Origin of the sequence: Chryseobacterium sp. YR221 (assembly GCF_900176315.1) — a bacterium.
Lineage (GTDB): Bacteria > Bacteroidota > Bacteroidia > Flavobacteriales > Weeksellaceae > Chryseobacterium > Chryseobacterium rhizosphaerae.
In genome coordinates this window covers 550,376-574,285 of the sequence record NZ_FWXM01000001.1, presented here as the reverse complement: position 1 = coordinate 574,285, position 23,910 = coordinate 550,376, and the positions used below count along the sequence as shown (strand labels likewise).

Here is a 23,910-nt window from a genome sequence, read left to right as displayed (position 1 = left end):
AGGATCTGATACGATCCGGTCATTCGAAATCATTTTCTACTCACACTAATTTTTATTTGTAACATGCAGGAGAACGCTTCTAACAGTATTTCAAGGACTGTAATTTGGCTGATGGCCATTATTTCCGGACTTGTAGTAGCCAACAATTACTATAATCAGCCTTTACTGGCCCTTATTTCTGAAGATCTAAATGTTTCGGAAAGTGCAGCGAGCAGGATCTCGGTACTTACCCAAATTGGGTATGCGCTGGGATTATTATTGCTTGTACCGCTGGGAGATAAATTTTATCGTAAGAAATTGATTTTAATTGATTTATTTCTTGTTTTTGGCTCCCTGTTATGGATGACTTTTGCCACTCAGCTATGGATGTTATATGCCGCCAGCTTATTGATTGGAGCCACATCTGTTATCCCGCAGCTATTTGTTCCTATTGCAGCAGAACTTTCTTCAGATAAGGAGAAAGCCGGCAATATCGGGCTTGTCATGTCCGGTCTGCTACTAGGGATTCTTCTTTCCCGTTTTGTAGGAGGAATTGTAGGTGAAGTCTGGGGATGGAGAGCTATGTTTGGGATTGCGGCAGGCTTAATGATTTTAGTTTGGCTGGCTGTTTATAAAATGCTTCCGGAACTGCATCCTAATTTCAAAGGCACCTATAAAGAGCTGATGCGCTCTGTGGCTCACCTTGCCAAAACACAGCCTATTCTCCAGCTTGCGTCATTCCGTGGTGCAATGGCTTTCGGGTCTATGTGTGCTTTGTTTACTACATTGGTTTTCCATATGGAAAAACCTCCTTTTAATGCTGGATCTTCTGTTGTAGGAAGTTTTGGATTGGCAGGAGCGGTAGGAGCATTGGCTGCCGCAAAAGTAGGGAAGCTGCAAAAGTATCTGGATATCAACCGGATTATCCTGTATTCATTATTGATTGTCATAGGAAGCTGGGGGTTCACTTATTTTGCAGGAGAAACCTATTGGGGACTGATTGTAGGTGTAATTCTTGTTGACCTGGGGGTACAGTCCAGTCACATTATGAACCAAACCAATTACTTTTTAATAAAATCCAATGCAGTAAACAGACTCAATACAGTGTATATGGTTTCTTATTTCATTGGAGGATCATTAGGTACCTGGCTGGCTTCTGTTGCATGGCAGAAAGCACAGTGGGCAGGGGTTTGTTTTGTAGGAACAACCTTTGGTGTTTTGGCCCTGATTGCTCATATTCTTTTCTGTCAAAGAGTCAACAAAAAATGAGATCATACCCATACAATAATAAAAAATCTCTGATCAGTATTGATCAGAGATTTTGTTTTTATAAGAAGAAGTTTTAGGCTTCTGCCATGTAGGGCTTATTCCTAAGGTTCTACCTGTTCCTGTATTAAGTCCCGATGCTTTCCTCCCCATTTACTTAGCTCATTCCAGATAGGAATAAGCTCTCTGGCAATATCTGTCAGCTCATAATCTACCCGGGGTGGTACCTCGGCATGAACTGTTCTTTTCAGTAAGCCTTCTTTCTCCAGTTCTCTTAATTGCAGGGTAAGCATTCTTTCCGTTATTCCCGAAATGGATTTCCGAAGTTCACTGAAACGCAGTTTTCCTTCTTTAAGTTTATCCAGAATCAAAAGCTTCCATCTCCCCCCAATCTTACAGACGGCATAGGTAAGATCGCATTCATGGATATATTGTCTGTTGATATTATTAGTTGAGTTTTCTTTTATTTTCCCCATTACTTACAAATTTGTTAGTACCGTACAATTCGCTGTATACAGTGCAAATGTAAGGTTTGAAATTTAATTTTGTACCATAAAGATAAAAAATACAGCAGTAAAGGAACGATAGCGCTAAAGTTCCCTGTTGAAACAATGTAATTCAAAATTAAAAAACAATGCAGTTTACACCACAAATCAATCAGATTTTAAATCAATTAGAAAAGATACAATCATTTAATGCCCAGAATCCGTTAGATGATACCCGGAAATATCTAGAAACCATGTGTCTTCAGCTTAGCGGAAAAAAGGAACCCGTTACCATGATTGAAGAATTGAATATTCCAAAGGAAAATCATCAGATTCCTATCCGTATTTCCCGCCCTAAGGGAAAAACAGCTCATAAATCATCCGCTATTATATATGTACACGGAGGCTGGTTTATTGCCGGAGGATATGAAACTCATGACGCTGTTGTTCGTAAGTTAGCCAATAAAACGGGCTCTGTCATTATTTTTGTAGATTACCGCCTTGCTCCTGAGCATCCTTTTCCTGCGGGACTGAATGATAATATTGATGCTGTAAAATGGGTAATAGATCATGCTGATTCTTTAGGAATTGATCAAAACCAAATAGGGATTATAGGGGACAGTGCCGGAGGAGCCCTTTCAACAGCTGTTTCAACAGAGATAGGAGAGCTGCTGAAATTTCAGATATTAATTTACCCTGCTGCAGACAATACATTCACTTCAAATTCCTGGAAAGTATATGAAAATGGACCTGTTTTAAATAAAGAAGGAGGAATACAGGCGTGGAACTGGTATCTTCCTGCGGATCAGGCCAACAATCCTTTAGCAATACCTATTTTATTGAAAAATTTTAAAAAAACGCCACCGACACTGGTTATTTTAGCAGAGCACGATCCCTTGGTTGATGATGGAAAAGAACTTGCTGATCATATGGAAAATGCAGGTGTTACTGTCAAAAAAAGCTTTTATAACGATATGGTTCATGGGTTTATGCATATGGGAGAAGTCCTGAATGAAACACAATCTGCAATCAACGAAATGTCTGAATTTGCCCATCAAAATTTTAAAATGAGTATAGAAAAGCAGTTATGAAAAAATATGCTTATATAGGTTGTCTGGGATTTATTGCAGTAATCACAACAGAGTTTGGAGTCATTGGTATTCTGCCTCAGATTGCAGAACATTATAACATCAGTATTGATAAAGCAGGTTATCTGTTGAGTGCTTTTGCCCTGATCATTGCGCTTACCGGGCCTTTTATGACTTTACTTACCTCAGGATTTGATCGGAAAAAAATAATGCTGGCTGCTATTTTTATGTTTTTGGTTACGGGATTTGTTTCTTCATTTTCACCACCATTCTGGCTGCTGATGATAGTAAGAATACTTCCGGCATTTCTGCAGCCGGTATATATAGCATCCGCTTTGGCGGTAGCCGTATCTCAGGCTGAAGAACATAAAAAAAACGGACTGATGAGCATTGTTTTTAATGGGGTTGCCATCGCCATGGTAACAACTGTTCCTTTTGCTACATGGATTTCTGGCCTTTGGTCATGGGAATATTCTTTTATGATTCAGACTGCAGTAAGTTTAATAGCACTGATTGCGATTCAGTTTCTGTTACCGTCAATGCCTGTACAGGAGAAAAAATCTTTTGGAAGTCAGGTGAGTATTCTTAGCCAGCCTTCTTTTATCTTAAGCACATTAACTAATTTTTTTATGATTACGGCCTGGTTTTCTACGTACAGTTATTTTGCAGACTACCTTAACAAAGCAAAAGGGATGGATACCACAATGATAAGTTATATGCTGCTGGTTTTTGGAATTATTGGAATCTTTGCCAACTGGATTGCCGGGAAAATGCTTAATAAAAATGTTCCCGGAACAACGGCATTTTTCCTTTCCGGAACTATTTTAGTGCCCATCCTGTTATACGTTTCAGACGGAAATATGATAGCCACTATTCTGGTGATCGGAATTTGGGGTTTCCTTTATTCACCAAGCTTTTTGAATGCTTCTACTTATATGATATCGGCAGCTCCCGGTTCTTTAGAATTTGCCAACAGTCTGGCCACCTCCTTCGGAAATTTAGGAGTTACCTTAGGAACAACTATCGGAGGGTGGATTATCATCACAAAAGGAGTTGTTTTTACGCCCTGGGTAGGAGTTGTTTTTGGACTTCTTGCATTTTCCATGATGATCTTAAAAGGACTGTATGAAAAACGAAACCAATCTATACTACCTTGTAAAGAATAAACTGTAATAAATTTTGTTACATTAATAAAATGTATTAACTTTGATGTATTAATTTTAATTACATACAATGAAAATAGAAATATGGTCGGACGTGATGTGTCCGTTTTGTTATATCGGAAAAAATAATTTTGAAGAAGCTCTGAATAAACTTCCTTTTAAGGATGAAGTAAAAGTGGAGTGGAAGAGCTTTCAGCTGGACCCGAGTCTTGATCCCAAGCAAACCCAGAATACAATTGAATACTTTAGAGAAAAGAAAGGATTTCCTGAAGCACAGGCTACCCAAATGATCAGCCAGGTTGCCCAGATGGGAAAAGGAGCCGGAATTGATTTTAATTTTGAAAAAGCTCTGATCACCAATACTTTCAGCGCTCACAAATTGCTTCATTTGGCTAAAAAATATAACAAGTCCAATGAGATGGAAGAAGCTTTGTTCATTGCCCATTTTATTGATGGTAAGAATGTAGGTGATACGGAAGTTTTGGTTTCTCTTGCAGAAAGTTTAGATCTTGATAAAGAAGAAGCAATACAGGCAGTTACCACCGATCAGTGGAATAATGAGGTCAATCAGGATATTCTGGAAGCCAGAAATAACGGTATTTCCGGAGTTCCATTCTTTGTTCTGAACGGAAAATATGCTGTTTCCGGAGCACAGCCGGTAGAAGCTTTTGAAGAAGCACTTCAGCAGACTTATAAAGAAACGGTAAGTCCTTTTAAAGATATTTCCGGAAGTAGTGGTCCTTCCTGCGATGCTGATGGATGCAGTATCTAACAATATCAAACCCGGAAAGCTATAAGCTATTCCGGGTTTTTATTTTTACTAACTTGCCTAACAAAACAGTTAATAATGATTATGAAAATTAGTAGCAGTGTGAGAATAGTCTCCATTATTTCTTATTTACTGATCATTTTAGCAGGTGAAATGATTGGCCTGCCATTTATATGCTGGCTTTTGTTTATGGTCTTTGATGTTGGAAATACTGATCAGATATTTGCAATTCTGGGAATTTTAGGAATTGTACTGAATGTAACCGGTTGGCGAAACAGAATTCCAGTCACAATCCTGAGCTTTATTCTAATGCTCTCTCCCCTCATAAGCAGAATGATAGAGGTCCCTCTTGTAAAATTTAATTATTTATCATTTGAAATTCCTTTGTTTACTTTTATAATCAGTTATCTGATATTTATTATTCTTAATGTTCAAAGGCAAAAGTTTCAGACTATATAATATTTACAAAATACAGAAAACTATTATATCTTTGTAAGACTCTATAAACAAGGTATACATCTCATTTTTCTATGATAAAAATTAATAACGAAGCTCATTATCCCATTGCAGATACCCTTTTTGTTTTTGCATTAGACTCAGAAGCGGGAACTGTATTTGACGGAAAAAATAAATTGGTAACAGGAATTGGAAAAGTCAATGCAGCGATAGAACTGACCAGAGAAATTCATCTTAGAAAGCCAAAATTGATTGTTAATTTAGGTTCAGCAGGGAGCAAAGGGTTTCATAAAGGAGAAGTGGTATGCTGTACAAAATTTATCCAGCGGGATATGGATGTGAGAGGGCTTGGTTTTCAGCTGTATGAAACTCCATTATCGGGAGTTCCTCCAATATTGGAGTATGGGCTTAAAATGGATACTTTAAAAGAAGGAATCTGTGGAAGTGGTGACAGTTTTGAAATGAACCATTCTGAGACAGATTATAATATTGTAGATATGGAGGCCTATCCGTTGGCGCTTATAGCTCAAAAAGAAAATATTCCGTTTCTATGTCTGAAATATATTTCTGATGATGCAGGAAGTGATGCAGCTGATGACTGGAGTGTACAGGTACATTTGGCTTCTGAAGCATTTAAGAAAATATTATTTTCGTAAGGAGCAGTCCGTAAGATTATTGTAAGATTCTTTTTTTAAGACCTCCGACTATATGAAAGTTACTTTTTACCAACCGGTAGATCCTGTTCTAAAAAAATATATCGAAGGGTATTATTTTATAGAAAAAGATGACGATCATCAGCCGGTCAGGTATCTTACATTTCCGGATAATTATTGTATTGTATCAGCTTGTCAGGATGTATCCGTTACTCAAGATAACGGACGGATGGAGCTGAGCCGATCTTTGTCAGAAAACATAGTGATTGATTTTGTTTTCAGATGTTCTGCTCCTACCGAGATTTTTTATAAACAATCTGTCAATGAAGTTACTCTTTACTTTAAACCCTTGGGAATCTATCATTTTTTTAATGCAGATGATCGTGCATCTTTAGAGGAAAATATCCAACTTTCAGATTTTAAAGACATCAGCAATGCTGTTTTAAAAGAGCCTAATAGAAAAAAACAAATTGAAATGCTGGAAAATTACTGGCTTTCAATACTCTGCCAGAAAGATTTAAAATTGGCCTACACTATTTTGGCTGATTTTGAAACTGAACTGAGCATCGAAGAAATTGCCGTAAAAAATAAAATAACAAGACAATACGTCAATAAGATTTCCAAGCGGTACTTGTTTAAGCCTGCCTCCGAATTCAGGAAAATTCAGCGATTTCGTAACGTGCTCATCTCAAATAAAAAATCCAGAAATCTTACAGAGCTTTCCTATGAACATCTTTTTTATGATCAGTCGCATCTTATTAAAGACTTTAAGGAACTGACAAGGATAAGTCCCGGGAAGTTCTTTGACAACGTAGATACTGAAAAAAATAATATCTGGTTTTTTATCTAAGTTTCCATTTTTACAATTTCTACTCTTTTCATTGAGATACTTTTACAGAAATATTTAAACTTATTTCTATGAAAAAATTATTGGTTGGAATTTTCCTTTTTTATTCTTTATTCTCTTATGCTCAGAAAGGAGATATGACTACCGTACTTTCTGATATTACAGAAAAAGTGAAGAGCTACTATATTGATCCAACAACTTATAAAAAAGTAGATTCTTTGTTTCAAAGTGAACTTAAAAAAGGAACTTTTAATAATCTGAATAAGAAAGATTTCGCAGCACTTCTCACCCAAAAATTAAGAAAAGATATAAAAGATGGGCATTTTTTTGTTAAATACCTTGAAAATTATAGTCCTGAAAAACTGGTTGATGAGAAAGAAAAAGTGAAATTAAATAATTTTCACAACAGTCTTGAAAATTTTGGTTTTGAAAGTGTTCGGCGGTTGGAAGGTAATATAGGCTACATCAATTTTAAAGGTTTTGCATCCCCTGAAGCCAGCGCAGCTACGTTAGCTGCAGCCATGAATTTTGTTGCCAACACGAACTCCCTGATTATTGATCTTAGAGAAAATGGAGGAGGAGAAAACGATATGCTTCTGTTATTTTGCAGTTATTTTTTTGATAAAAAAACAGATCTCTATACTACCTATCTCAGGCATGCAAACAAAACCGTAATGAATAGCACTCAATCTAATGTCTCCGGTACAAAATACCTTCATAAAAAAGTCTATATCCTGACCAGTGAAATTAGTTTTTCTGCAGCAGAAGCGCTTGCTTATTTCTTGCAGCAGCATAAACTAGCTGAAGTTATAGGTGAAAAGACAGAAGGAACAGCTAATCCGGTGGATCATTTTATCATCCAGAATGAATATTTACTCCTTGTTCCGGCAGGAAAAATAACTTCTTTAAGCAGTCATACCAATTGGGAACATATCGGAGTAATGCCTGATCAGGAAGTAAAAGCTGAATACGCTTTAAAGACTGCCCATATTAAAGCTTTGAAAAACATTTTAAAAACAGAAAAAGACACAAAAACTGAACTTAGCATACCTGAAATAAAAAATCTTATTAATAAATTAGAGCAATAAATACATCGTATGCCATCAATAACGATCCAAAAAGCCGGAATAAAAGACCTGGAAATCATACAGAATCTTGGAATACAGACTTTTTCTGAAACTTTTGCAGAAGATAATACTGAAGAAGCCATGAAAAAGTACCTTGAGGAAAGTTTTAATACCGCAAAATTAACTGCTGAACTCAATGCTCCGGATTCTTTCTTCTATATAGCGTGGGAAGAAGATAACCCCATAGGATATCTGAAAGTGAATTCCGGAAAAGGACAAACCGAGCTTCAGGATGAGACAAGTCTCGAAATTGAAAGGATTTATGTGAAAAAAAGCCATCATGGCAAAAAAGTGGGGCAGATTTTATATGATCAGGCAGTGGAAACTGCTCAACACTTAAGGAAATCTTACCTTTGGCTGGGAGTTTGGGAAAAGAATCTGAGAGCTTTACATTTTTACAGGAAAAACGGATTTGTAGAATTTGACAAACATATTTTCAGACTTGGAGATGAGGAGCAAACCGACTTAATGATGAAGAAGATACTGGATTAATAGTAATTTGATAGATATACCACCTCCAAAGAAATTTACGCTTTTGCGTTTTCAAAAAAACAATGAATAAATCAACATTCTTAGAGCAGATCAATCAGTATTATCCTTTATCCGGGGAAACAGCCGCTGCTTTGTTAGACATTTGTACTGAAAAGCAATATCATAAAAATGAGCTTCTTCTGGAGTCCGGGAGTATGGCCAGGTATTATTACTTTTTACAGTCAGGATTAATCGGCTATTATACCATTGATGAACAAGGAGATTATATCTACAAAATTTTCTTTGAAGAAAACAGCTTTGTAGCATCTACTGCAGCCATTATTAAAAATGAACCCAGCGATTTTAATATTATTGCTCTGGAGGACTGTTCGGTGATTCAGTATCCTGTAAAAGCCTATCGGGAATTATTGGAAAAACACCATGATCTGGCTCTATTTCATATTCATTATTTAGAAAAAAACTGGGTGGTGAAAAAAGAGCCTTTGGAAGTGTCTTTAAAATATGAAACCGCCAAGAAGCGCTATTTGCAGTTGCTTGAAAATAAACCGCTTCATAATAGACTGAAACAGCATCATATAGCCTCTTATTTAGGGGTTACACCTACCCAGCTCAGCAGGATTAAAAAAGAAATAAATTAATAAAAGCTTCAACATATGTTGAGGCTTTTTTATTTTTTCCGGGGCAACTTTGTCATGTCATCATCAGAGATACATCGGTTTAAAATAATGATTGCAGATGTTTTGTTTAAAAATATAAACTTCTTACATTTATACTGATCCATCCTGATAGTACTCATTAAACATTTTTTACAACATGAAAAAATTAATCAACATTGTCATTGTGCTTACCGCTTTTGTACAGGGATCAGCACAAAAAATTATTCATCAGGAAGTTTTCAGTCCGAAAATGAATAAAAAGATCAAAACAATTATCATTACCCCCACTATTCAACCGAATACAACTTACCCATCTGTATATATTCTTCACGGTTTCAGTGGTAATCCGGACAGGATCATCAAGCAGGACATTCCGGATCTGGTTAAGAAAGCTCAGGAATATAAAACAATTTATGTACTGCCGGATGGGAATTACAGTTCATGGTATGTAGATAGTCCTATTGTCAAAGATTCACAATACCAAACCTTTATAGGAAAAGAATTAGTGGATTTCATCGATAAAAACTATCCCGTAAAATCTGAAAAAAAATACAGAGGAATTATGGGTTGGAGTATGGGAGGCTATGGAGCTACCAATATCGGGGTAACCTACAGCAAAACATTTGGTATCGTTGGAAGTTCTTGTGGTGCTTTAGATTTCAACTCGTTCGGTGAGGGCTATCAGAAATATATGGTGAATAAGGTATTGGGTCCTTTTGAATCACTTAATACTGCTTTCCTTACTGACACTAAAGTAAAACTCATGGCAGGTGCCGGACAGCGCTATATTTTTGATTGTGGTACTGAAGATGTTCAGATGATCGGGCAAAACAGAAAGTTTCATAATAAACTTACAGAACTTAAAATAGAACATTTGTATATTGAATCTTTAGGTGTCCATGATCCTGCCTATTGGAGCCAATCATTATCCAATCAGTTAACTCTTTTTGATAAATACTTTAAATAATAAAAACTGCTTTATATGCCTGTTCATATAAAGCAGTTTATCAATTAATTAAACAAAGTATCTCTATAAAAAATCCTTTTTAAGAACGGGTCTTAAAAAGGATTACTGTCAAGTCATATTAAAAATGTTGTTGAAGCATTTTATAGGTTGGTGAAATTTTTACCAAGATGTTCTTCAATGACAAAGAACGGATCTTCTGTAAGGGTATGCGCTCTCATATCGATCAGGCTTACCTTACTCATCATGCGGAGCATAATTCTTCTTTCACATGGATATTCTACACCATCAATATTCCTCACTCCGGCACGGAAAGCAGACCTTCCATGGGCACACAAATGATTGTTGACCAGAATAACATCTCCTGCCTGAGGGGTGAAATCTGAATAGATCAGGTGTCTTGCTTCTTCCCAGAATTCTTTCAGATAATGATGAGCGTCCTCCGATTGCTTAATCGTAGAGCTGAAAAGCTGTTCAGCGGCATCAAACCTCATAAAAGGGAGCTCAAAATTACCATACAAAACAGAATCCAGCGTATCTTCCTCGTTCGTTGCTGTTTCCAGATTGGCATCTTTTGGTATTTTATAAATACGTTCAAAAAGAGGTCTGTAGTTTTCACCTATAGATTCATGAGAACGGATAGAATACAGGGTAGAAGGTACCTGTTCTTCATTTCGTAAATACATAAAACTCAAAAAGTCGGCCTGATGTTTTAAAAATGCATCTTCGGTGTGCACATACAGGTCGGTGGAAGACCCCGATCCTGTTTGGGTTTCACGCATTTTCTCATCGGGTATTATGGCATGAATTAATCCACCTCCTTTACGTTGGGAATAATATTGTACCGGTTTGGAAGGGAGCGCTCCATGGATTAATGCACAGGCAAAACCATAAAGGTCAAATTTGGAATAATCAGCAGACTGCCAGTTGGCCGGCGTTCTGCCTATACTTTCCTGATCGATATCCATTAACCCCTTGAATACCAATGCTCCATACTGATTTTTTGAAAAGTCACTCGCAAAATCAGCCGCTATATGTAAGATTCTCTCGGGTAAAAAATAAGAAGCCAACTGATGTACGTGTCTTATAAAGTCACGGTTTTCATAGCTACCATATTTTCTTTGAAGATGCACCGCTGCATCATTAATCATTCTTCGTTCCTGAGATGTGATCTCAATGACTGTAGGAAGCAGTTTTACCTGCGTCATACGGTCGTTATCTAAAATTTCTAGAGAATTCATTAAAAAAAAATTTGGCGTTAAATAATAATTTTTATATTTGTTTTTAATTATTCTAAATAACAATAACGAGTTCAAATTTATGAATATTTAATGAATCACCAAATAAAAAAGTAAAAAAATGTAAAATTTAAAAACCTGACTGTCAGATATATAAATCTATATATCAAAAAACCACATACAACCTATTGATTTAAAAAATCACCTTACAAATACATATATGAGTAACAATTTTATGTCCCTGGAAGAGCAGGTAACCACTCCTTCACATCACATTTCGGGGAATTTTGGAAATATTTTCCATCCTGACAATTACGATCATTATCGTAATGCTGTCAACAGCACATTAGACCTTGTACAAGAATTTCTTTATAGAAACGACAAACCTTTCAGCGGCATAGAAGCTAAAGAAATGAAAGGAATGGTACAGCAGATTGATCTTAATCAAAAACTTTCCAATTATAAAGAACTTCTTAGTGAAGTAGATGATATTTATGTAAAACATGCTACGGCTTTTCACCTTCCACAGTATGTAGCTCATTTGAACTGCCCGGTTGTTATTCCGGCTTTGGCAGGAGAAATCCTTGTGAGTGCCATCAATTCTTCTCAGGACACTTATGATCAGAGTGCCGGAGGTACATTTATGGAAAGGAAGCTGATTGACTGGACCGCTGAGCAACTAGGCTACCAAACCAATGAAAGCGATGGTGTTTTCACTGCCGGAGGTTCACAAAGTAACCTGATGGGATTGGTGATGATGCGCGATTGCTTTTCTCAAAAGAACTACAATCATAATATCAAATTAGATGGTCTGCCAAGAGAAGCCGACCGTTTCAGAATTTTTGTTTCCGATAAATCGCATTTTAGCAATTTGAAGAATGCATCTATCATGGGGCTTGGTGAAAAAGCCATTATTAAAGTGCCTACAGATGAAAGATTCCGTATGGATATTGCTTTGCTGAAAAAATATATCAAAAGAGAAGAACAGCTTGGAAATATTCCTATTGGTATTGTAGCAACTGCCGGAACTACAGATTTCGGAAACGTAGATCCATTGGAAGATATAGCTAATATTGCAGCCCAGTATAACATCTGGATGCACGTAGATGCTGCTTACGGATGCGCTTTACTGTTAAGCGATAAGTACCGTCATCTATTAAACGGAATAGAAAGAGCAGACTCAGTAACAATAGATTATCATAAATCCTTTTTCCAGCCTATCAGCAGCAGCGCTTTCATTGTTAAAAATAAAAAAGAGCTCCTGATTCTTAAGCATCATGCTGATTACCTGAACCCTAAAGAAATGGATGAAGAGGAAATCCCTGCACAGATCAACAAATCCATTACACAAAGTACCCGTAGATTTGATGCATTGAAGCTTTGGTTTACCTTAAGAATGATGGGTAAAGAACAGCTTGCAGAATATACGGACACGGTAATAGATCTTACAAAAGATGTAGCCTCAATGATTACCGAAGATGCAGACTTCGAACTTCTTTCCGATTCTGACCTTAGCGTTTTGGTATTCCGTTACGTAAGACCTGATCATAAAGATCTCAATGCCTTGAACCAGCATATTAAGACGAAACTTTTCTACAGCGGTGAGATTCTCGTTGCCAGTACAAAAGTGGATGGAAATTTCTATCTGAAATTTACTTTCCTGAATCCGATTACCACGACCGAAGATGTACATCAAATTCTCAATAAAATAAAAATGCATGGAAAAGACTTTGATACAGAAAAGTAAAATAGGGGATAAAGCACAGGAAATTACTTTCCGTATCCTTCTTAACGGAATGCTCAGAGAACTTGGAAATGGTAAATTCTACCAGGGAGTTCCTCAATATGATCTTCTTACTGCAAAGGCACTTCAAAATACCAAGTATCCGTTGCATCTAAGATTTGAAATGAAGAAAAGCGGATTGTTTCTGTTTGCCCCAATTGTTTATCGTTCCGAAAGTGCTTTTCATGACTATGGATTTCCTGTATGGGCTGTAGATCATAAAAATCAGGATGTATTTGAATTAGAGACGGAAAAACTGATAGAGTTAATTTATACGGAATTTTCTGATACTTCCAATGAAGAAGGGCTTGCCCGTTTTTCTGAGAGAATTCAAAGCAGTTTGAAAAATCTGGAATTAACCGCTGAAGCCTGTTCACAACAAGAGAAAGAATTGTCTTATTCATTCTTAGAGTCCGAACAATTGCTGCCTGTAGGCCACAATCTACATCCTTTTACCAAATCAAGAATGGGATTTTCTGAGGAAGAACAGCTTTTGTATAGCCCGGAATTTGGAAAGGGATTTCAGCTTGACTATTTTCTGATTCATAAAAGCTGCATCACGGAGAAATCACTTCCCGGAATTTCAGCGAAAGAAATATTCGAGAAATTGGTTTCGATACCAGAAAGTTACGATTTTGAAAACATCAATGATTATTATATTGTTCCATGCCACCCTTGGGAAGCACAATATCTTCTATCAACGGAAGAATATCCGGAAATGCTTGGCTCCGGACAAATCATTCATATCGGACCATTAGGAGATGATTTTTATGCCACATCATCGATAAGAAGTCTTTATAATCCTGATTTCAGCTGGATGCTGAAATTTTCTTTACATGTTCTGATGACCGGATCTGTAAGGACAAACAGCTTAAAAGATCTCAATAGAGGATATGCTTCTGCTGTATGGTGGCAGCATGAAAGGGCTTCTTTTGAAAATAACTTTCCTCATTTCAAACTCCTTTTGGAACCTGCCACTTTAAGTGTCCAGTATGAAGGGAATACTATTGAGAGCTTCAATATCCTGATTCGTGAAAATCCCTTTTTAGGGGGAGAAAAAGTTCTTTTACTGGCAAGACTGTGTCAGGATGAACCGGCAGGGAGCTTCAATTTTACCAGGCATTTTTTCAAAGAAGTAGCCGATCAATTGGGAACTGATCCTGAACAAGCAGCGATCACCTGGTTTAAGAAATATATTCATCTTTTGCTTTCTCCTTTAAACAGGCTCTTCAGCCATTATGGGATGGCTCCGGAAGTTCATCAGCAGAATTTGCTTATAGGACTCAATGATCAGCTCCTTCCGGAAACCATTTTTGTAAGGGACGGACAAGGCTATCTGTTAAGAGAAAGTTTCAAAGAAAAATATGAGGAGCTTATCAGAAGCTGTCCTGATATTGAAGAACTTTTTATCAGAGATGAACGTCTTATGCAAATTATTTCTCACCATCTTTTAGTGAGTAACCTGGGAGCACTTATCAGCTCAATGGGTAAAACAGGATGGGTGAAAGAAAGGCAGCTCATCAGCATTTTGTATCAGGAATTCGAAGATCTTCACAGAACAGAACCATCAGATCTTACAGATTATGCCCTGGAGCAGCAATACTGGGCTGTAAAATCAAATCTGCAGTCTGCAGTATTTGACGTAGATGGCGGAGTAAATGCCTCAGCCGTATCTTATACAAAAGTACCCAACCTTCTTTATGAGTATTTCTTTTCAGAACAACTGATTCAGCCAAAGGGAAAAGACATATTCTTTAAGCGTTATTTTGAAAAGGAAGATGTTACGATTACCATACGGCCTATAGATCTTGAAAATGACCTTGAAATGCTCCATGAGTGGTTTAATCGCGAGCATGCCGTAAAGATATGGCAGATGAACTGGCCGATTGATGAGCTTGAAACATACTATCGTGTGATGCTTCCGGGTAACGAAGCCCACAGCTATATTGTAATGAGCAACGGTGAGCCTTCCTGTAATATCGAAATTTATTGGGCCTGCAGAGACATTGTTGGGGATTATTACGAAGTATTGCCTACAGATTACGGTACCCATCAGTTTATAGCACCTATAGATCCCAAAAAGAAATATGTTTCCCCTTCTACACAATCTATGGTGGATTATGTCTTTGCACAACCACAGGTAGGTAAAATGGTAGGAGAGGGTTCCGTAGATTCTCTTGCATCAATGATGAATAAAGCCCACGTCGGTTTCAAAGTAGATAAAGTAATTGAAATGCCTCATAAAAAAGCAAATCTCAATTTCTGCTACAGGGAATGGTATTGGGAAAAATTCCCTCAAAACAAAGACGTACAATTCACCACAAACACCACAGAACATGAATAATGACACTATTTATAATGTAATTGGCATAGGAATCGGCCCCTTTAATCTTGGGCTTGCTGCTTTATCCAATCCAATTACGGAACTGAAAACACTTTTCCTGGATCAGAGGGATGGCTTCGACTGGCATCCCGGGTTAATGATTGATCATGTAACCCTGCAGACCCCATTTTTATGTGACTGTGTATCTATGGCCGACCCTACGAATCCTTTAAGTCTTCTTAATTACCTTAAAGAAACAGGAAGGCTGTATAAATTCTTTATCAGAGAAAGTTTCTTCATTCCAAGAAAGGAATACAACCGATACTGCCAGTGGGTGATTGAACAGCTTCCCCAATGTCGTTTTTCGACACAGGTGATGGATATAGACTATGAAGATGGTATTTATCTGGTAACAACAGTGCACACAAAAACGAAAGAAAAAGTAGTTTTCAAAACGGAAAGACTTATTCTTGGTACCGGAACACAGCCTCATATTCCTTCTTTTATCCCTAAGGAAGATTCCCGAATCATTCATACCGGTTCTTATCTCTACAGAAAAGAAGAGCTTTTGGCTGAAGGTAAGAAAATAGCCATTATAGGATCGGGGCAGAGTGCTGCTGAAGTTTTTTATGACCTGCTTCAAAACAGAGATGAAAAGACCGAATTAGGATGGTATTCCCGCCCGGACAGATTCTTCCCGATGGAATATTCTAAACTGACTCTGGAGCTAACATCTCCAGACTATGTAGACTACTTTTATAACAGAACAGAGTCTGCCAGAAGAGATATTTTAAGCAAACAGCAAAGCCAGTTTAAGGGAATAAACTATGACCTGATCAATGATATTTATGATTTCATTTATGATCTGAACATTGACAACGCTGATCCTAACCTTAAAATAATTCCTAACAGCCAGCTGAACAGGGTAGATAATACCAATCAGGAGGTTATTAATCTTGAATTTACTCAGCTGGAACAGGGGGTTCCTTATGAGCAGGAAGCAGATTACCTGATCCTGGGAACCGGATACCGCTACCATGAGCCTTCATTCCTCAAAAATATACAGTCCAGAATTAAAAGAGATTCAAGCGGATTGTTTGATGTCAACAGAAATTATTCTATAGATCACAACGGAGGCGAAATTTATGTGCTCCATGCTGAAGTACATACCCATAGCTATATTTCTACAGACCTTGGAATGGCTGCCTACCGTAATTCCTACATCATCAATGATATTCTTGGAAGAGAGCATTACAAAATTGAGAAGAAAATTGCTTTCCAGGATTTTGATGTAGAAAAATATGCTGATTTACCAACTGCCCAAATTTAATACTAAAAAATGAACACCAATTTAAATAATACTATAAGCCAGGAACACTGGCTGCAGGCCAATAAAAATCTGATGGCTAAAACCATTGCAGAATTAATGCACGAAGAACTGTTAAAACCTGTCGTTGCTTTTCAGGATGAAACCGGCTATACCGTTTTCAAACTGGAAACCGGCTTCGATAATATTGAATACAGCTTCCGCGGTCAGGAAAGAATGATGGACTATTGGCATATCGACACAGACAGTATCACCAAAACAGACCATTCTCAGGAAGTACCTGTAGATGTTGCAGCATTTTTCCTGGAAATGCAATCTGTATTTGATTTAGATGCCTATACACTGGCAAGATATACGGAAGAGCTTTTGCATACCTTATATTGTGATGCCATGATTTTATCTAAAGGAGTGATGCCCTCAAAAGATCTGGCTTCATCAGATTATCAGACGGTAGAACATCAAATGACCGGTCATCCATGGGTAATTGTTAACAAAAGCAGATTAGGATTTTCTCCCCGTGACCTGAAAGCATTTGCTCCGGAATCTGATCAAAATCTGAAACCTATCTGGTTGGCATCCCATACCAGCAGGTCTGCGTTTCAATCATTGGATCATATAGACAGAGAAGACTTCTACCGTTCTGAAATTGGAGATCAGCTTTATCAGGATTTTCAGCAAAAACTCGTCAATGAAGGAAAATCAGTGGAAGATTATCATTTTATTCCTGTTCATCCGTGGCAATGGGAAGAAAAGCTGAAGATTCATTTTGCTGGAGATATTGCATTCGGACTTCTGATTCTACTGGGAGAAGGACATGATACCTACAGCCCGCAACAGAGTATCCGTACTTTATTTAATGTAGACCATCCTAAGAAAAGATATCTTAAAACAGCTGTTTCTATCCTAAGTACTGGAAATATCCGGGGATTATCTCCAAAACAGATGAAAATAGCTCCTTCTATTACAGAGTGGGTAAAAAGCCTTATAAAGGATGATGCTTATCTTGATACCAAAGGAACGATATTCCTGGGAGAAGAAGCCTCTATTGCTTACCTTCATCCACAATACGGAGCGATCACCAATGTTCCTTACCAGTATAATGAATTCCTGGGAGCCTTATGGCGTGAAAGTGCGGAAAACTACCTTAAGGAAGATGAACAAATGGTAACCATGGCTTCCTTACTATATGTAGATAATAACGGTGTCCCTTTGGTGCAGGCTTTTGCGGAAAAGGCAGGAATGAGTATCAAAGAATGGGTGGCAAGTTATCTTGATGCCTATCTTACACCGTTGCTTCATATCTATTACACCCATTCTTTATGTGTGACTCCCCATGGCGAGAACATTATGGTCGTGTTGAAAAATGGAGTGCCTCAAAGAATTGTAATTAAAGATTTTGTAGATGATATTGTCCTTACAACAGAAGCAAGAGAAAAGCTTCCGGCTCATCTTGCAGACGGATTGATACAGTCTTCCAACAAAGAAAATATTCCTTTATTTATTCTTCTGGGAGTTTTTGATGCTTTTTTCAGATATATGTCTAATGTACTTCATACCTATTCAAACTTTAAAGAAGATGTATTCTGGATGCTTGTGCATGACTGCATAGAAAGTTATAAAGCAGACAACACTCATCTACAGGAGAGATATGAGAAATATGATCTGTATGTCCCTACGTTCAAAAGGTTTTATATCAATAGCCTGCGTCTGAAAAATAATGGCTACAGTGAAAATAAAGCTTTTGCTATTCCAAGAAAGGATGGAGCATTGCCTAACCCTCTGTATCAGATCGCCAATAAAAATTCTGTAGCTGTATTATGAGGAAATTCCTGCATATACTAAAAGAAGGAACGGTTTTTACCTATGGAGCCTTAGCCGGGAAAAAAGTCGAACTGACTTCCGGAAGTATCAATCGTTCCATCTTTAGCTTAGCAATTCCTATGGTGATGGAGCTGGTAATGGAATCTGTTTTTGTGAGTGTCAATCTTTTAATTATTGCCAAACTGGGAGATAAAGTTCTCGGCCTTGTTGGGATTACCGATAATTATGTCAATTTCGCTTATGCTATCGCAGTAGGTCTTGGGATTGCTGCGGCAACGCTTACCGCAAGGAGAGCAGGCGAAAAAGATAAAGAAGGCATGGGTAAAACAGCTCATTATATTATTATGCTTGCCTTATTCTTTGCCTTACTGATTGGCGGGCTGTCATGCTATTTTGCCGGAGAGATTGTAGGTTTCCTGGGGATCAATGCAGGGATAGTAAATGATGGGCTCTCTTTTTCCCGACTGGTTTTTATCAGTATCGGGCTTGTCATCCTCCGTCTTTCTATTAATGGACTGTTCAGAGGAGCAGGGGATGCAGATCTTGCCATGAAATCACTTTGGCTCTGTCATATTTCAAATATTGTTTTTGCCGTAGTACTAGTTTTCGGGGTAGGGTTTATTCCTGCTTTCGGATTGCTGGGACTGGCCTATGCAACAGTTTTATCAAGACTACTGGCCGTTTTATACCAGTTTTTTATCCTGTTAACAGGTAAAACGAGCATTAATATCCTGATGAAATTTGACTTTGATGGGCTATTGCTCCAAAAGATTCTTAAAATAGCTTTTGGGGGCTTGGTTCAGTATATTATTCCTACATCCAGCTGGCTGATTATGGTGAAAATCATATCTACTTTTGGAACGACAGCGCTTGCGGGTTACATTATTGCACAACGTATTGCTTCTGTTGCCACGATGCCCGCCTGGGGAATAGGAAATGCTGCCGGTGTTCTTACGGGACAGAATTTAGGAGCAGGAGATCCTGTCCGGGCAGAAAAAACAGTGTGGCGAGCAGGTACCATTAATATGAGCTACCTTATTGCAGTGGCTTTGTTCTGGCAGCTTGCCGCAGAGCATGTCGTGAAGTTTTTTACTGTAGAACCGGAGGTAGCAAGGTACGCCGTTCAGTATATCCATGTGGTATCCATGGCCTATCTTTTATTAGGTTTCACTATGGTGATCAGCCGCGCATTAAATGCAGCCGGTAACATCATGCAGGTAACACTTCTCTATATCATCATGTTCTATATTATTCAGCTTCCTCTGGCTTATCTGCTGGGAGTAAGGCTTCAATGGGAACTAAAGGGAATATTTACAGCTATTGTTTCTTCAGAAATCGTACTGGCTGTACTTTTCCTAATGATTTTCAAAAACGGTAAATGGAAAACTATAAAAATTTAAAATGAACACAACAGAAGAGTTTTATGAAATAATTGCCTCTGCAATTGCTATAAAAAAAGAATTGGTAGATGAAAATCTTACCTATCAGGAAATTCCGGAATGGGATTCTATGTCTCATCTGCTTATTGTAGAAGCGCTGGAACAGTTTTATCAGATCAAGTTTGATTTTAATGATATCCTTGAGATGGGTAACGTCGGAAAGATCCGTGAAAAAATGAAAAAATACGATGTATTCGTAGAAAACTAAGTATATGAAAATTTTAGAAAATGTAATTGCCAACAAGAACTTGTTGTTTACAGATGCTTCCACCGGTAATACCATACCGGTTGGAACGCTGTATCGGTCTTTAGGCTTGAATCCTGTAGAAAAAGGATTGATCTTTTTGTACAATGACAATCAGCTCTCCAGTATTGAGGTTCTTCTCAATTTTTACGGAACAGCCCATACGATTGCTTTATTGGGACAGAAACTGCATTCGGAATTCAAAGACCGGATGGAGGCAGAATACCGTCCGAAATATATCTTTGATCCATCCAGAGATGAGGTAGAAGGATATAGTATCAGAGCATTCTCTGATACGGTAAAAATCTTTATGAAAGATGATTACCAAAGTGAGATTACGATCCATCCGGAAATTAAGCTTCTTTTAAGTACTTCAGGAACTACAGGAATTCCCAAACTCGTTAAGTTATCGGATGAAAATCTGTATCAGAATGCCGTGAGTATCCTTCAGTATATGCCTATTCTGGAATCTGACGTGGTACCATTGAATGTACCCATCAATTTTGTATATGGCTTTTCTATTTTTACGACCAACTGTATGCGTGCCGGAAGAATGGTATGTACGGATAAAGATATTATGCAAAAGGCATTCTGGGATGAAATGGAGGAATATGGATACAGTACCTTGGGAGGAGTTCCATTTTTATACGAGAACCTTAACAGGATAGGCTTCTTCAGAAAAGACAGTCAAAGTTTACGATACCTGACTCATACAGGAGGGGTGATCAATGGTGAGCTGAGAAAAACCATCTTTGCGTATTGCCTTGAATTTGAAAAACAATTCTTTGCACAGTATGGTCAGACGGAAGCAGGTGGAAGAATGGCTTATCTTACCACAGATGGTCTTCTGGAAGAAGAAACTTCTATTGGTACTCCTGTATATGGTGGGAATTTCAGCATAGATCCTGATACCGATGAACTGTTGTTCTCACATGCCAGTATTTTTGGAGGCTATGCCCATACGCTGCAAGACCTTAGTTCTTACGAACAGCCTGCAGTACTGCGTACAGGAGATACTGCAAAAAAAGAAGACAACGGAATTTACTCTATCACAGGAAGAATAAAACGTATCATGAAGCTTTTTGGAATACGGCTTAATCTGGATGAGGTAGAATTTATTCTTAAAAATGAGCTGGAAGGAAATACGTTTGTATGCCTGAATTCCAATGACAAAAAAATCATTGTGCTGTATGACAATCCGGAGATTGATCCCCAGACCATCACTGAAATTATTAAAAATAAGCTGCGCATTAATCCTCAATACGTCCGCACCGAACACATAGAGTCATTTCCATTATCACAAAACGGTAAAATAAACTATCCCCTGTTACAAAACTTACAGCATGAAAACATTTAAAACCCCTATATTACTTTTAGCTTTTGTCTTACTTCCTCATTTTATTGATGCTCAGCAAAATGAAAGGGTAAACGGCAAGGTCATGCTGTCTGAGAAAGTGCCGGTAAAAAATGCACTTTTAAGAATAGTAAATACTTCATATCAATCAAAGACAAACAATTTAGGAGAATATTATTTTGATAATGTGCCACCTGGAGAATATACTCTTCAGGTGGTTTTAAATGATATCGAATTGATGCGCGAGCAAATCCGCATTGAGAAAGATGTCTATGAAATTCCACCCATCTATACTTCAACAGAAAACAATGTTATTGAAGGAATCACCGTATATGCTTTCAGCAGAAATAAATTTCTGGATAAAGACAGTACTTCGGTTTCTAAAATGCCATTAAGGAATTTAGAAAATCCGCAGGCTTATACGAGTATCAACCAGCAATTACTGAAGGAACAGATTACTTATGACATTTCAGAAGTTTTAAAAAATGTGCCGGGGATGGTAAAAATGCAGGGGAGTCCGGGAAGGGGTTCCGGGGACGGAAGCTTCTACTATAGCCTTAGAGGATTTCCTACAAAAGTATCAATGGTAGATGGTCTTCCTGCAACCACTAATGGAGAGATTGATCCTGCTGACATTGAACGTTTAGAAGTTATTAAAGGACCGGCAGGAACTTTATATGGAGGTGCTGTAACCTCTTTCGGAGGACTTATTAATGCCGTAACGAAAAAACCTAAAGATTACTTTGGTGGGGAAGTATCCTACCTTATGGGAAGCTATAATCTGAACCGTGTAACGGCTGATGTGTATGGTCCCATTACTGAGTCCAGAAAAACATTATTCCGTTTGAATGCGGCCTATCAGTATCAGAATGGTTTTAGAGATTCTGAATTCAGAAAATCATTTTTTGTTGCCCCTACCTTAAGCTATCAGGTTAATGACAGGCTGAAGTTCAGCTTAGGAGCTCAGATTTATAATTATGAGGGAACTAATACCCCTATTATCTTTCTTCCCAGAACGAGAGCATTTTTTGCCCATACACCTGATGAATTAGGATTCGACTGGAAAAGATCGTACTCCAACAATGATATGACCCTGAAAGCTCCGTCAATCAATGTAAAAGCGGAGGCTAATTATAAAATATCAAATAACTGGAGCTCACAAACGTCGCTTTCGCGTAATTTCAGAAAAACGGAAGGACTCTATCAGTACCAGTTTATCAGAGGAAATACCAGCGATGCTATGCTGGAACGTAATGTACAATGGCAGAACTCCGAAGCTTCTTCCACCAGTGTTCAGCAAAACTTTAACGGAGAATTCAATATCGGAAAAATCAAAAATAAAGTATTGATCGGATTAGATTATTTCAATCAGTCTATCAATAACAACCATTCTCCGATTGTGGTATTTGATTATGTAGACGGACAAAACTTAACAAGTGGTTACGGAAATATTTCCAAAGATCTCGCTCTGCAGAAAATACAGGCTGCTACCCAAGCCGCTATTGATGCTAAAAAAGCACCTTTGGTACGGAATACCTCTTCAGCCAATCTTTATGGAGCCTATATTTCCAATGTTACTTATATTACCGACCGTTTGATTACTTTACTAAGCTTACGTCTGGATCATTATGAAAGCAAAGGACAGCTTAACCTGAACACTAATGTACGTGCCGGCGAATTCAAACAAACAGCGTGGTCTCCAAAAGTAGGATTAGTCTATCAGGTGGTCAAAGACCGTTTATCAGCTTATGCCAACTATATGAATGGTTTTAGCTATACAGCACCTGTGGTACAGCAATTACAGGACTATAGCGGAGATATGAAACCACAAACTGCAAATCAGTGGGAAGTGGGAGTAAAAGGAAATCTTTGGAGAAACAAATTCAACTTTACCGTGGGATATTATGATATATTGGTTGATAATATACAGCGGGGCACCGGGGTAATCCGTGATGGAAAAGAATATGCTATTGTTGTTCAGGATGGACAGCAAAGAAGTAAGGGGATTGAAATAGAAACTGTTATGAATCCTGTTCAGGGATTGAATATTATTGCAGGATATTCATACAACCACAGTAGAATGGAAAAAGCGGATGCTGCTGTAGAAGGACGTCGTCCGGAATCTGCAGGCCCTGCTAATGTATTTAATTCATGGATCAGTTATGTGCTTCCTATTAAAGGACTTCAGGGACTGGGAGTAGGTTTTGGGGTCAATCGTGTAGGTAAACAGATTACCGGAAACAAAACCACTACCGGACAGTTTGCATTCCCTGCATATACGCTGATTAATGCCTCTATTTCCCTGGAAAAAGAAAAATACAGAGTAGGATTTAAAATGAATAATTTAGGCAATGCGCAATATTTTGCAGGGCAGGGAGTGGTAGTCGCTCAAATGCCCCGTAACTTTGTAGCTGAGGTAAGCCTTAAATTTTAATA

21 protein-coding genes are annotated in these 23,910 nt (G+C 37.9%); 19 read left to right on the top strand and 2 right to left on the bottom strand.

What is annotated here, in order from left to right; all coding sequences use genetic code 11:
• Positions 1-63: 63 nt before the first annotated feature.
• Positions 64-1,248 (top strand): MFS transporter, encoded by a 1,185-nt coding sequence (locus B8967_RS02615; protein ID WP_084084264.1) that lies wholly within the window; start codon positions 64-66, stop codon positions 1,246-1,248.
• A 101-nt stretch (positions 1,249-1,349) separates the two neighbouring features.
• Here B8967_RS02615 and B8967_RS02610 read toward each other — a convergent pair whose 3' ends face one another.
• Entirely contained in the window at positions 1,350-1,721 is a 372-nt protein-coding gene (locus B8967_RS02610) for a winged helix-turn-helix transcriptional regulator (protein WP_084084263.1), read from the bottom strand.
• A gap of 158 nt (positions 1,722-1,879) precedes the next feature.
• Here B8967_RS02610 and B8967_RS02605 point away from each other — a divergent pair, with 158 nt between their 5' ends.
• The 10 genes from B8967_RS02605 (at position 1,880) to B8967_RS02560 (ending at position 9,948) form a co-directional block, all read left to right on the top strand.
• Positions 1,880-2,821 (top strand): alpha/beta hydrolase, encoded by a 942-nt coding sequence (locus tag B8967_RS02605; RefSeq protein ID WP_084084262.1) that lies wholly within the window; start codon positions 1,880-1,882, stop codon positions 2,819-2,821.
• Entirely contained in the window at positions 2,818-3,984 is a 1,167-nt protein-coding gene (locus B8967_RS02600; RefSeq protein WP_084084261.1) for an MFS transporter, read from the top strand. Before B8967_RS02605 ends, B8967_RS02600 begins: the two co-directional genes overlap by 4 nt.
• Positions 3,985-4,051: 67 nt before the next feature.
• On the top strand, positions 4,052-4,753 hold the full coding sequence (locus B8967_RS02595) for a DsbA family oxidoreductase (RefSeq protein ID WP_084084260.1): 702 nt from the start codon (positions 4,052-4,054) through the stop codon (positions 4,751-4,753).
• 81 nt (positions 4,754-4,834) lie between these two features.
• Positions 4,835-5,209, top strand: coding sequence for a hypothetical protein (locus B8967_RS02590; protein ID WP_228405997.1), 375 nt, complete (start codon positions 4,835-4,837; stop codon positions 5,207-5,209).
• A gap of 71 nt (positions 5,210-5,280) precedes the next feature.
• A complete protein-coding gene (locus B8967_RS02585; RefSeq protein ID WP_084084259.1) occupies positions 5,281-5,862 on the top strand; it encodes a 5'-methylthioadenosine/S-adenosylhomocysteine nucleosidase family protein in 582 nt (193 codons plus the stop codon).
• A 52-nt stretch (positions 5,863-5,914) separates the two neighbouring features.
• Positions 5,915-6,709: a helix-turn-helix domain-containing protein gene (locus tag B8967_RS02580; protein WP_084084258.1), complete on the top strand. Its 795-nt coding sequence runs from the start codon at positions 5,915-5,917 to the stop codon at positions 6,707-6,709.
• Between the two features lie 68 nt (positions 6,710-6,777).
• A complete protein-coding gene (locus B8967_RS02575; protein ID WP_084084257.1) occupies positions 6,778-7,794 on the top strand; it encodes a S41 family peptidase in 1,017 nt (338 codons plus the stop codon).
• Positions 7,795-7,803: 9 nt separating this feature from the next.
• Positions 7,804-8,325: a GNAT family N-acetyltransferase gene (locus B8967_RS02570; protein ID WP_084084256.1), complete on the top strand. Its 522-nt coding sequence runs from the start codon at positions 7,804-7,806 to the stop codon at positions 8,323-8,325.
• Between the two features lie 62 nt (positions 8,326-8,387).
• Positions 8,388-8,963, top strand: coding sequence for a Crp/Fnr family transcriptional regulator (locus B8967_RS02565; protein WP_084084255.1), 576 nt, complete (start codon positions 8,388-8,390; stop codon positions 8,961-8,963).
• 175 nt (positions 8,964-9,138) lie between these two features.
• Positions 9,139-9,948: an alpha/beta hydrolase gene (locus B8967_RS02560; RefSeq protein WP_084084254.1), complete on the top strand. Its 810-nt coding sequence runs from the start codon at positions 9,139-9,141 to the stop codon at positions 9,946-9,948.
• Between the two features lie 140 nt (positions 9,949-10,088).
• Here the strand turns inward: B8967_RS02560 and B8967_RS02555 are convergent, their stop codons facing one another.
• Entirely contained in the window at positions 10,089-11,186 is a 1,098-nt protein-coding gene (locus B8967_RS02555) for a TauD/TfdA family dioxygenase (protein ID WP_084084253.1), read from the bottom strand.
• A gap of 217 nt (positions 11,187-11,403) precedes the next feature.
• Here B8967_RS02555 and B8967_RS02550 point away from each other — a divergent pair, with 217 nt between their 5' ends.
• From B8967_RS02550 to B8967_RS02515, 8 genes are read left to right on the top strand one after another with little or no spacing between them, the layout of a single operon-like run.
• Positions 11,404-12,930: a pyridoxal phosphate-dependent decarboxylase family protein gene (locus B8967_RS02550; RefSeq protein WP_047496564.1), complete on the top strand. Its 1,527-nt coding sequence runs from the start codon at positions 11,404-11,406 to the stop codon at positions 12,928-12,930.
• Complete coding sequence (locus tag B8967_RS02545; RefSeq protein WP_084084252.1) at positions 12,902-15,310, top strand: GNAT family N-acetyltransferase; 2,409 nt, start codon at positions 12,902-12,904, stop codon at positions 15,308-15,310. Before B8967_RS02550 ends, B8967_RS02545 begins: the two co-directional genes overlap by 29 nt.
• Positions 15,303-16,619: a lysine N(6)-hydroxylase/L-ornithine N(5)-oxygenase family protein gene (locus B8967_RS02540; RefSeq protein WP_084084251.1), complete on the top strand. Its 1,317-nt coding sequence runs from the start codon at positions 15,303-15,305 to the stop codon at positions 16,617-16,619. The genes B8967_RS02545 and B8967_RS02540 overlap by 8 nt, the downstream gene beginning before the upstream one ends.
• 9 nt (positions 16,620-16,628) lie before the next feature.
• Entirely contained in the window at positions 16,629-18,437 is a 1,809-nt protein-coding gene (locus B8967_RS02535; RefSeq protein WP_084084250.1) for an IucA/IucC family protein, read from the top strand.
• Positions 18,434-19,837 carry an MATE family efflux transporter gene (locus tag B8967_RS02530; protein WP_084084249.1) on the top strand — a complete coding sequence of 468 codons (1,404 nt, stop codon included), beginning with the start codon at positions 18,434-18,436 and terminating at the stop codon, positions 19,835-19,837. Before B8967_RS02535 ends, B8967_RS02530 begins: the two co-directional genes overlap by 4 nt.
• Before the next feature lies 1 nt (position 19,838).
• A complete protein-coding gene (locus B8967_RS02525; RefSeq protein WP_084084248.1) occupies positions 19,839-20,084 on the top strand; it encodes an acyl carrier protein in 246 nt (81 codons plus the stop codon).
• Positions 20,085-20,088: 4 nt separating this feature from the next.
• On the top strand, positions 20,089-21,477 hold the full coding sequence (locus B8967_RS02520) for an AMP-binding protein (RefSeq protein WP_084084247.1): 1,389 nt from the start codon (positions 20,089-20,091) through the stop codon (positions 21,475-21,477).
• Complete coding sequence (locus B8967_RS02515) at positions 21,464-23,908, top strand: TonB-dependent receptor (protein ID WP_081989229.1); 2,445 nt, start codon at positions 21,464-21,466, stop codon at positions 23,906-23,908. The genes B8967_RS02520 and B8967_RS02515 overlap by 14 nt, the downstream gene beginning before the upstream one ends.
• Positions 23,909-23,910 lie beyond the last annotated feature (2 nt).